This window comes from Polaromonas sp., assembly GCF_031411155.1.
Classification (GTDB): Bacteria; Pseudomonadota; Gammaproteobacteria; order Burkholderiales; family Burkholderiaceae_C; genus Polaromonas.
In genome coordinates this window covers 1-8,862 of sequence record NZ_JANOAL010000211.1, presented here as the reverse complement: position 1 = coordinate 8,862, position 8,862 = coordinate 1, and the positions used below count along the sequence as shown (strand labels likewise).

The window sequence follows — 8,862 nt, the reverse complement described above, 5'->3', positions numbered from 1 at the left end:
CAGCGGCAGCGTGCATTTCTCCAGAATCTTGAGGTCTTCGGTGCCGTCTTTCTTTTTGGCAACGTGTTCCATCAGCACAATGACGCGCTTGACGCCAGCCACCAGGTCCATCGCGCCGCCCATGCCCTTGACCATCTTGCCCGGAATCATCCAGTTGGCCAGATCGCCTTTTTCGCTGACCTGCATCGCGCCCAGAATTGACAGGTTGATCTTGCCGCCGCGAATCATGGCAAAGCTGTCGTGGCTGCCAAAAATGGACGAGCCCTTGATGGTGGTGACGGTCTGCTTGCCGGCGTTGATCAGGTCGGCATCGACCGCGTCTTCGGTCGGAAACGGGCCAATGCCCAGCATGCCGTTTTCGCTTTGCAGCCAGACCTCCTTGTCGGCCGGCACAAAATTGGCGACCAGCGTCGGAATGCCGATGCCGAGGTTGACGTAAAACCCGTCTTCGAGTTCCTGCGCGGCACGCGCCGCCATTTGGTCTTGTGTCCAGCCCATGATCAAACCCCTGCCTTTTCTGTGATGGTCCGTTTCTCGATACGCTTTTCGGGATGCGGGTTGCAGACGATGCGGTGCACGTAAATGCCGGGCAGATGCACCTGGTCGGGTTCCATCTCGCCGGTTTCCACCACCTCCTCCACTTCCACAATGCAGACCTTGCCCGCCATGGCGACGGCCGGGTTGAAGTTGCGCGCCGTCAGGCGGAACTGCAGGTTGCCCGACTTGTCGGCGCGGTGCGCCTTGACCAGTGACACCTCGGGCACCAGCGAGCGCTCCATCACATAGGTGTCGCCGTCAAATTCGCGCAGTTCCTTGCCTTCGGCCACCAGCGTGCCGACGCCGGTTTTAGTGAAAAAGGCCGGAATGCCGGCGCCACCCGCCCGCAGCTTTTCAGCCAGCGTGCCCTGCGGCGTGAACTCAAGCTCCAGCTCGCCGGCCAGGTACTGGCGCTCAAACTCCTTGTTCTCGCCGACGTAGCTGGAAATCATTTTCTTGATCTGGCGCGTCTCCAGCAGTTTGCCCAGGCCAAAGCCGTCAACACCGGCGTTGTTGGAAATCACTGTGAGGTTCTTGACCTGGCTGTCGCGCAGCGCGTCAATCAGCGCCTCGGGGATGCCGCACAGCCCAAAGCCGCCCACGGCCATCAGCTGGCCGTCCTTGACGATACCCTTGAGGGCCTCACTCGCGGAGGGAAAAATTTTGTTCACGAACAGTCTCCTTGGGTCGTATGAATCGGTGGCGGTTGGCTATCCGGTACGATACTACTTATTCAAATACGTAGTTTTTCGTAAAGGTTAGCCCGATGAACGCAGCAGGGGAAGTGGACTATCAACTCGCCTTCGACCTGGCACCGGTGGGGCTGGTGCTGTCGCGCAACCGCTCCATTGTGGACTGCAACCAGCATTTGTGCGAGATGTTTGGCGCCTCGCGCGAGCAGCTGGTGGGCCAGTCCTTTTTGCTGCTCTACCCGAGCGTGGACGAGTACGAACGCATAGGCGCGCGCATGCTGCCGATCCTGAACGCCAGGGGCGTGTACGCCGACGACCGCATCATGAAGCGCGCCGACGGCTGCAACAAGGGCGAGACCTTCTGGTGCCATGTGACCGGGCGCGCGCTCAATCGAAGTGTGCCGCACGAGGCCGGCATCTGGACCTTTGAAGACCTCAGCTCACGCCGCCCGGTAACGGCCGAGCTGACAGCGCGAGAACGCGAGGTGGCCGCGCACCTGATGGACGGCCTGACCTCCAAGGAAATTGGCCGCGCCCTGCTGATCAGCCACCGCACAGTGGAAATTTACCGCGCCCGCCTGATGCGCAAGTACAAGGCCAGCACCACCGCCGACCTGGTGCACAAACTGATGGCGGGCTAGCCGCTATGGCCCGGCTGAACCAAGGGGGCGTTGAACCCCAAAATGACAAACGCTGACTGCAAAGCCTGACAGCTGGCTGTCGCCAAGGGGCGAAACAGTGTTTTTGAACTAAGGCTTTACACCAATACCTGCCACTCAAGGTGAACCCTAAACTGCACCGGCCACAACGCGTGTGGCTATTTTTTTAGGGAGTCTTGATGATCAAACCGCTGACGAGCCGCTTCGCTTGCCTGAGCCTCCTGCTGGGATCAATATTGATCACTGGCTGCGCTACCAAATTTGAAAAACAGGCCTTTAACAGCGAAGCGGCGGGCAACATCAAGAAAATCACCGTGCCGCACTGGAACGACCAGGACGAATACAGCGCCCGCGTGGTGAATCATCCCGGCCTGAGCTTTGGGCTGATTGGCGCCGTCATAGTGGCTGCCGATACATCCAGCAAAACCAAAAAACTCAACGACGCACTGGACCCCCAAAAAACAAAGCTGACCGCTGCCTTTTATGAAAAAGCCTTGCCCGGCCTGCGACAGTTGGGCTATGAGGTGATCGCCGTGCCGGCCAAGCGCAGCGACAAGGCTGATGATGTGAAGGCTGCCGTGCGCACGGCGCAGGGTCAGGATGCGTCCTTGCTGCTGCGCATTGACGCCTCATATCTGGCCGCAGGGGCATCCACAGACTACTACCCGTCAGTCGTGGTGGACGCAGAACTCACCGACAGCAAATCACAGGCCACTTTGTACAAAGAGGCCTACCACTACGGCTACAACGACGGCAACAAGGACGTTGTTCACCTTGAAGCAGCGACCGATTGCAAGTTCAAGGATATCGAAGCGCTGACAGCCAATATCGATAAAACGAGGACTTGCCTGACGGCCAGCGTCGATGTGTTGGTCAAGCAAATTGTTGCTGACCTGAAGAAGTAACGACAGCCCTGGCGTCCCGAGTGATGCGTTACTTTTTCAGCACCACGCTGACAGCCATCTGCCTGGTTGCCGTTCAGTCTGCAAGTCTGGCGCAAGTCCTGGCCGCGCCTGCAACTCCTGGTGCTGCCAGTGTGGGCCAGGGCAGCGTCGCGTGTTGCCAGCAACTCAAGCCGTTTGCCAGATTGGCGCTGCCGCTGGAAAAGGCCGAGCTAAAGCTGGACGAGAATTCACCCGTCCATGACTTCGGACAAGGCCGGCAAGCCTTTGCCCTGATCGAGCTTCCTGCGTACAAGCAGGCCTACGCAGTCAACATCAGCACCCTTGCGCAGGCACCCGGCGCCTTCAGCAACAGCGACCACACGCGGCTTGCACTGCGCATTGAAACGCTTGATGCGGAATTTTCACCGCTCAGGGTCTACCCGCACACCGGCATGAAGAAGCGGGGCTTGGGATATGAAAAAACCGTGTTCGTCAACCCTTCCAACCAGAACGAACGCTATCTGCTGGTCTATGGCGCGCTGAACGTCGAGCCTGAACTGGTCACAGAGTCCAGAACCGACGTCATTTTCGTCGGCACCGGTTTTTTCATCGGCGGCATTGACAAACCACTGACGCTGCGAGCCGCCAGCAACGGCGTGCTGCTGGTCGAAGCCAAGGGTTTGCTGCCCGGAAATAAATAGGCCGGCAGACGGTTTCCGGTGGCCTTCAGGCCTTGGCGGGGCCATCCACCACTTCGGCCGCGCTGCGGCAGGCCTCAACCGCCGCCGGCACGCCGCAGTAAATGCTGGCGTGCAGCAGCACCTCCTGCAACTCCTCGCGCGTCACGCCGTTGTTGAGCGCGCCGCGCACATGGCCCTTCAGCTCATGCTGTTTGCCCAGCGCCGTCAGCATGGCCACGGTGATCAGGCTGCGGGTTTTCAGGTCCAGCCCCGGCCGCTGCCAGACATCGCCCCAGGCATTGCGCGTGATGTAGTGCTGCATCGGCAGCGTGAAGTCGGTGGCGTTGCCAAAGGCCGCGTCCACAAAGTCCTGGCCCATCACCTGCTTGCGGGTCGCCAGGCCCTTGTTAAATTGAGAATCCATACGCCTGCACTCCGGAAAAAGCCCCAGCATACCCAAGCTGGGCGTGCATTGCCGATCCCGCCGCCGCCTATCGCCGCCTTGAACAAATTCAATCGACCAGCCATTGCCTATTTGATAGTTAATAGCCACAATTAATCGTTAATCAATAGTTTCAACCTATTAACCAGGAGAACCAGGCATGAGCAAGCTAACCACCGCCGCGGGCGCACCCGTTGTCGACAACCAGAACACCCAGACCGCAGGCCCGCGTGGCCCGGTGCTACTGCAGGATGTCTGGCACCTTGAAAAACTCGCGCACTTTGCGCGCGAGGTGATTCCCGAGCGGCGCATGCACGCCAAGGGCTCGGCCGCCTACGGCACCTTCACCGTCACGCACGACATCACCCTGTACACCAAGGCCAAAATCTTTTCGCAGATCGGCAAAAAGACCGAGCTGGTGCTGCGCTTTTCCACCGTGGCGGGCGAGCGCGGCGCGGCCGATGCCGAGCGCGACATCCGCGGCTTTGCCGTGAAGTTCTACACCGAAGAAGGCAACTGGGATCTGGTGGGCAACAACACGCCGGTGTTTTTTCTGCGCGACCCGCTGAAGTTTCCCGACCTGAACCGCGCCGTCAAGCGCGACCCGCGCACCAATCTGCGCAGCGCCGAAAACAACTGGGACTTCTGGACGCTGCTGCCCGAGGCGCTGCACCAGGTCACCATCGTGATGAGCGACCGCGGCATCCCCAGGTCTTACCGCCACATGCATGGCTTTGGCAGCCATACCTTCAGCTTCATCAACGCGCAGAACGAGCGCTTCTGGGTCAAGTTTCACCTGCGCACGCAGCAGGGCATTGAAAACCTGAGCGACGCTGAAGCGCAAGCCCTGGTCGGTAAAGAACGGGAAAGCTCACAAAGCGATCTGCTCAATGCGATTGACGACGGCGACTTCCCACGCTGGAACCTGCAGATTCAAATCATGCCCGAGAAGGACGCGGCGACTTACCACCTGAACCCGTTCGATCTGACCAAGGTCTGGCCGCACAAGGACTACCCGCTGATCGACGTCGGCGTGCTGGAGCTCAACCGCAACCCGGAAAACTACTTTGCCGAGGTCGAGCAGCTGGCTTTTTCGCCGGCCAATGTGGTGCCCGGCATCAGCTTCTCGCCCGACAAGATGCTGCAGTCGCGGCTGTTCAGCTACGGCGATGCGCAGCGCTACCGCCTGGGCGTGAACCACCACCAGATTCCGGTGAATGCTCCCAAGTGTCCTTTCCACAGCTACCACCGCGACGGCACCATGCGCGTCGACGACAACAAGGGCGCCGAGATTGGGTACGAGCCCAACAGCAAGGGCTCGTGGCAGGAGCAGCCCGATTTTGCCGAGCCGCCGCTGTCGATTGAGGGCGCGGCCGGTCACTGGAACCACCGCGTGGACGAGGACTACTACTCGCAACCGGGCAATCTGTTTCGGCTGATGACGCCGGAAAAGCAGCGACTGCTGTTTGAAAACACCGCGCGCTCGGTGGGCGGTGCCTCGGTCGAAATCCAGAAACGCCACATTGCCAACTGCAGCAAGGCCGACCCGGCCTATGGCGCGGGTGTGGCCAAGGCGCTGGGACTCGCGTTGTAAGCAGTCCAGCCGGCACCATGCCCCTGTCAAGCGCCCGGTTTGCGCCGGGCGCTTTTTTTTTCGCCCCGGCAAAACGTATCATCAATGGCTAGATACCTTCCCACGAATCACGCCCACAAGGATTCCGGCCATGCCCACGCGTTACCCCTTCCCCGAACTCAACACCCTGCCCGAGGACATCAAGGCCAAGGTGCTGGAGGTGCAGGAAAAAGCCGGCTTCGTGCCCAATGTGTTCCTGGCGCTGGCACGCCGCCCGGCCGAGTGGCGCGCCTTCTTTGCCTACCACGACGCGTTGATGCTGAAGGAAGAAAGCGGCAACCCCAGCGGCTCATTGACCAAAGGTGAGCGCGAGATGATCGTCACCACCACCAGCGCGGCCAACAAATGCCTGTACTGCGTGGTGGCGCATGGCGCGATCCTGCGCATCCACGAAAAGAAACCGCTGGTGGCCGACCAGGTGGCGGTCAACCATCGCAAGGCCGACATCAGCCCGCGCCAGCGCGCCATGCTGGACTTTGCCATGAAGGTCTGCCTGCAGTCCGACCAGATTGAGGACGCCGACTTTGAAGCCCTGCAAGCCCACGGCTTTGACGACGAGGACGCCTGGGACATTGCGGCCATCACCGCGTTCTTCGGTTTGTCCAATCGCATGGCCAGCTTCAGCGGCATGCAGCCCAACCCCGAGTTTTACCTGATGGGGCGCGTGCCCAAACCACCCAAAGCACCCCAGCCGGTTTGAACCATGCCTCACCGTTCCATTCCCACCGCCGTCATGGCCCACGCACCGAGCCTGACCGTGCGCAAGCTGCAGGTTGACCTGAGCCAGGGCTTCGCGCGCCACTGGCACGGCGGCGACGCCTTTTTGAGCCAGTACTACAACGCGCTGTCGATGAGCTTTCCGGTCGGCGAGCAGTCGTTTATTGATTCTGTACGGGACGGCCTGAAATTGCTGCCCGACACACTCGACAACGCCGCATTGCGTGACACCGTGACCCAGTTCATCGGCCAGGAAGCCACGCACCGCCATGTGCATGGTCTGTACAACGCGCACCTTGAAAAACAAGGCCTGGTCAACCGCTGGCAGCACTGGGCCACCCAGCGCATTGATTTTGGCAAAAAGCGCGGCATACATCCGCTGCACTGGCTGGCGGTGACAGCCGCCTACGAGCACTGCACTGCCGTGTTTGCCGACGGCACACTGCGCTACGACAGCTGGTTTGCCGGCGCCGAGCCCAGTCTGCAAACGCTGTGGCGCTGGCATGCGGCCGAAGAAACCGAGCACCGCGCCGTGGCGTTTGACCTTTACACCACGCTGGGCGGTAACCACACCTGGCGCATTCGCTGGTACCTGTATGTGCTGGCACTGTTCACGCTCGATGCCGGCCGCCAGACCGTGCTCAATTTGTGGCACGACGGCAGCCTGTTCAAACCCGGAACCTGGTGGAGCGCGCTCAAGTTCTTCTGGGGCAAGGATGGCATGGTGTGGCGCTGCACCGGGCCGTTGCTGAGCTACTTCCGGCGCGACTTTCACCCCGACCAGGAAGCGCACAGCGCGCCCGAAGCGCACGGCCAGGCACTGGCAACGCGCTGGCTGGCGGATCACGCCGCCAGCTGGCGAGCGGTGCGCTGAAGCCAGTCAGCGCCTTGTCGCTATAAATTTGATAGCGCTATATGCACATGACATATGGGCTAACGGCATTTTTTATCGGTATTTCAGCCTTCAATGACCTGCCGCATCCAGTCCGGCAAGGTTTTGGCCTTCTGGGCCGGAAAGTCCACCCAGATCGTGGTGGCGCCGCCCGCGGCGCAGATCACGCCGGGCTGGTCCACGCGTTCCATGGTAGCCCAGCTTTCAAAGGTGGTGCGGCCCGCGTCGCTCACATACATCTTCATCAGCACATCGCCCGGGTATTCCAGCTGCTTGTAGAAGTTGCAGAAGGCATTGACGATGACCGGCCCCTCGCCCAGCGGGTCGGGCTTGCAACCAATGGCGTACATCCAGTCGATGCGTATGGTTTCGAGGTAGCGAAAGTAGCTGCCGTTATTGAGATGGCCCATCGCGTCCATGTCGCCCCAGCGAATCGGGATGGTCATTTCGTGAACCAGTTTTTTCTTTTCAGGTATTTCGATCTTCATAAAGCCCTCTCTAACGATGCGCCTGGATGGACGCCAGAATCCCCAGCGTAAAGAGTACGCAGGCGGCCAGTTGCATGCCTGTGGGCCAGCGCCCGTCCCAGGCAAAAGAATACAGCAGCGCAAAAATGGTTTCGCTCACGATCAGCTGCCCGCACAGGCTGGCTGACAGCCGCTGGCTGGCCATGTTCCACAAAATCGTGGCCAGCCAGGCGGAGCCAAAACCCGTGGCCATGCACAGCACGACAAAAGCAGCGAGGTCGGGCTGCGCGGCCAGGGTTCGGGCGTCAGAGCCCGTCACGCCCCACAGCAGCACGGCCCCCAGGCCTGTTGCCACACCTAGCCAGTTGGCCCAGTCGGTCGCGTTGACTTCGGGGTGGCGCTTGAGCCAGGCCGAGTTGAGAATCGCAAACGCCGTCCAGCTGACCAGTGACACCGTGACCAGCGCCATGCCGCGCCAGTAATGCGCACCGCCATCGGCAATGCCACTGTTGTGCGTGGCGCTCATCATCAGCAGCAGCCCGGCCAGCGTCAGCAGCAGGCCCGGCAGCAGCGCGCCCCAGCGCAAATGCGGCGGCTTGCCCAGCAGCATGACCCAGATGGGAATAGTGCCGATGATCAGCGTCGGCACCTCGGTGCCCGCATCGCGAATCGCCAGCACCAGCAACAGGTAGTAGCCGCTAAAACCGAGCAGGCTCATGAGCAACGCCGCCAGCGCCTGGCGCAGGGTGGGCAGTCTCAAGCCACCCTGGCCGCGTTTGCCGGCCAGCGCGCTGACCAGCATCACCGCAGCGGCCAGCAGCCCGTAGGCGGCAAAACGCCCGGCCATCAGATCCACCGAGGAGTAGCCCGCCGCCATGCGCGGTGCGACAAATACCAGCCCCCACAGGGCGCCTGCAGCCAGGCCGGCCAGAATGCCGGTCAGCATCTACCGTTCAAGCCCCGAAGCCATCGTCGGCTGCAATCACCGCGCCATTGATGAAATGGCTTTGCCCGCTGGCCAGCATCACCAGCAGCGCGTCCAGGTCTTCCGGCTTGCCGATACGCTTGCGCGGCAGCATCTGCACCAGCTTTTTGCCCTGCTCGGTTTCCCAGTGATGGTGGTTGATCTCGGTGTCGATGTAGCCGGGGCAAATCGCATTGACGTTGATGCCAAACTTGCCCCACTCCAGCGCCATGGCGCGGGTCATCTGCACCACGGCCGCCTTGCTCATGCAGTACACGCCGATTTGCGGCAGCAC

Annotated in this window: 12 protein-coding genes; 6 read left to right on the top strand and 6 right to left on the bottom strand. The window is 61.0% G+C overall.

Features of this window, described 5'->3' with window-relative positions; translation table 11 throughout:
- Positions 1 to 498: 3-oxoacid CoA-transferase subunit B (locus tag RMO23_RS13495; RefSeq protein ID WP_309682412.1), on the bottom strand; the 498-nt coding region annotated here is incomplete at its 3' end.
- A 2-nt stretch (positions 499 to 500) separates the two neighbouring features.
- Positions 501 to 1,208 carry a CoA transferase subunit A gene (locus tag RMO23_RS13490; RefSeq protein WP_309682410.1) on the bottom strand — a complete coding sequence of 236 codons (708 nt, stop codon included), beginning with the start codon at positions 1,206 to 1,208 and terminating at the stop codon, positions 501 to 503.
- Positions 1,209 to 1,303: 95 nt separating this feature from the next.
- Here RMO23_RS13490 and RMO23_RS13485 point away from each other — a divergent pair, with 95 nt between their 5' ends.
- The 3 genes from RMO23_RS13485 (at position 1,304) to RMO23_RS13475 (ending at position 3,473) form a co-directional block, all read left to right on the top strand.
- Positions 1,304 to 1,870 (top strand): PAS and helix-turn-helix domain-containing protein, encoded by a 567-nt coding sequence (locus tag RMO23_RS13485; protein ID WP_309682407.1) that lies wholly within the window; start codon positions 1,304 to 1,306, stop codon positions 1,868 to 1,870.
- Between the two features lie 197 nt (positions 1,871 to 2,067).
- Entirely contained in the window at positions 2,068 to 2,793 is a 726-nt protein-coding gene (locus RMO23_RS13480; RefSeq protein WP_309682406.1) for a hypothetical protein, read from the top strand.
- 20 nt (positions 2,794 to 2,813) lie between these two features.
- A complete protein-coding gene (locus RMO23_RS13475; protein ID WP_309682402.1) occupies positions 2,814 to 3,473 on the top strand; it encodes a hypothetical protein in 660 nt (219 codons plus the stop codon).
- Between the two features lie 25 nt (positions 3,474 to 3,498).
- Here the strand turns inward: RMO23_RS13475 and RMO23_RS13470 are convergent, their stop codons facing one another.
- On the bottom strand, positions 3,499 to 3,876 hold the full coding sequence (locus RMO23_RS13470; RefSeq protein ID WP_309682400.1) for a carboxymuconolactone decarboxylase family protein: 378 nt from the start codon (positions 3,874 to 3,876) through the stop codon (positions 3,499 to 3,501).
- Between the two features lie 178 nt (positions 3,877 to 4,054).
- Between RMO23_RS13470 and RMO23_RS13465 the strand changes: the two genes are divergently transcribed.
- The 3 genes from RMO23_RS13465 (at position 4,055) to RMO23_RS13455 (ending at position 7,118) form a co-directional block, all read left to right on the top strand.
- Positions 4,055 to 5,488: a catalase gene (locus tag RMO23_RS13465; RefSeq protein WP_309682398.1), complete on the top strand. Its 1,434-nt coding sequence runs from the start codon at positions 4,055 to 4,057 to the stop codon at positions 5,486 to 5,488.
- A 130-nt stretch (positions 5,489 to 5,618) separates the two neighbouring features.
- A complete protein-coding gene (locus tag RMO23_RS13460) occupies positions 5,619 to 6,227 on the top strand; it encodes a peroxidase-related enzyme (protein ID WP_309682396.1) in 609 nt (202 codons plus the stop codon).
- Positions 6,228 to 6,230: 3 nt separating this feature from the next.
- Positions 6,231 to 7,118 carry a metal-dependent hydrolase gene (locus tag RMO23_RS13455; RefSeq protein WP_309682393.1) on the top strand — a complete coding sequence of 296 codons (888 nt, stop codon included), beginning with the start codon at positions 6,231 to 6,233 and terminating at the stop codon, positions 7,116 to 7,118.
- Between the two features lie 83 nt (positions 7,119 to 7,201).
- On the opposite strand, the gene RMO23_RS13450 is transcribed toward RMO23_RS13455, so the two are convergent.
- The 3 genes from RMO23_RS13450 to RMO23_RS13440 all read right to left on the bottom strand — a co-directional run.
- Positions 7,202 to 7,624 (bottom strand): acyl-CoA thioesterase, encoded by a 423-nt coding sequence (locus RMO23_RS13450; protein WP_309682390.1) that lies wholly within the window; start codon positions 7,622 to 7,624, stop codon positions 7,202 to 7,204.
- Between the two features lie 10 nt (positions 7,625 to 7,634).
- The gene (locus RMO23_RS13445) at positions 7,635 to 8,549 is read right to left on the bottom strand and encodes a DMT family transporter (protein ID WP_309682387.1); all 915 of its coding nucleotides are present in this window, start codon (positions 8,547 to 8,549) and stop codon (positions 7,635 to 7,637) included.
- Between the two features lie 7 nt (positions 8,550 to 8,556).
- A partial coding sequence (locus RMO23_RS13440) for an SDR family oxidoreductase (protein ID WP_309682384.1) occupies positions 8,557 to 8,862 on the bottom strand: 306 nt, incomplete at its 5' end.

What these genes read in the sequence shown, in the direction of transcription:
- RMO23_RS13485 (WP_309682407.1), top strand. Translation starts at nt 1,304, where the DNA reads ATGAACGCAGCAGGGGAAGTGGACTATCAACTCGCCTTCGACCTGGCA.
- RMO23_RS13480 (WP_309682406.1), top strand. Translation starts at nt 2,068, where the DNA reads ATGATCAAACCGCTGACGAGCCGCTTCGCTTGCCTGAGCCTCCTGCTG.
- RMO23_RS13470 (WP_309682400.1), bottom strand. Translation starts at nt 3,876, where the DNA reads ATGGATTCTCAATTTAACAAGGGCCTGGCGACCCGCAAGCAGGTGATG.
- RMO23_RS13465 (WP_309682398.1), top strand. Translation starts at nt 4,055, where the DNA reads ATGAGCAAGCTAACCACCGCCGCGGGCGCACCCGTTGTCGACAACCAG.
- RMO23_RS13460 (WP_309682396.1), top strand. Translation starts at nt 5,619, where the DNA reads ATGCCCACGCGTTACCCCTTCCCCGAACTCAACACCCTGCCCGAGGAC.
- RMO23_RS13455 (WP_309682393.1), top strand. Translation starts at nt 6,231, where the DNA reads ATGCCTCACCGTTCCATTCCCACCGCCGTCATGGCCCACGCACCGAGC.
- RMO23_RS13450 (WP_309682390.1), bottom strand. Translation starts at nt 7,624, where the DNA reads ATGAAGATCGAAATACCTGAAAAGAAAAAACTGGTTCACGAAATGACC.
- RMO23_RS13445 (WP_309682387.1), bottom strand. Translation starts at nt 8,549, where the DNA reads ATGCTGACCGGCATTCTGGCCGGCCTGGCTGCAGGCGCCCTGTGGGGG.